We start from the raw sequence: 536 nt of genomic DNA, 5'->3' as shown, positions 1-536 counted from the left end.
GATGCTGTAACGGGTAGTCAGCTTTTTGAAACGAATGATAAGGTTGTTACTTATTTAGGAGGCAATGCAGCTTTTAATAATGGTGTGTTTACTGGGCCGACCTATAGTTTATCGGAGATTGATAAAGATGGTAAGATAACAGCCAAACCTTTTACCAATGTTGGTTCAGCTTTTGAGGGACTTGATGATAATATCAAGAATGTCAATCAGAGGATTAAGGAAGTTTCTGAAGGAGTCGCACAGGATTCTTTGAATTGGAATAATGAAGCCAATGCATTTGTAGCTAAGCATGGAACGGAAGGAAACAATAGCAAATTGAAGTTTCTATTAGATGGAGAAATTTCTAAAGGTTCAACAGAAGCGATCACGGGCAACCAACTTTATTCAATGAATCAAACAGTTGCGACCTATTTTGGTGGAGGTGCTGGCTATGAAAATGGAAAATGGGTTGCACCCACATTCAAACTTAAAACTGTCAATGATGATGGTAGCACTGGTGAGGAAAAGGTTTACAATAGTGTAGCGGAAGCACTTGC

At 39.0% G+C, this 536-nt stretch carries 1 pseudogene; it reads left to right on the top strand.

Going from position 1 to position 536, the window contains the following annotated elements:
* Positions 1 to 536: pseudogene (locus tag ACFINR_RS09640) on the top strand (hypothetical protein); the annotation flags it as partial.

Origin of the sequence: Bartonella sp. AP19HLJMH, assembly GCF_042196245.1 — a bacterium.
Taxonomy (GTDB): domain Bacteria; phylum Pseudomonadota; class Alphaproteobacteria; order Rhizobiales; family Rhizobiaceae; genus Bartonella.
This window is presented reverse-complemented; position numbering and strand designations above follow the sequence as displayed.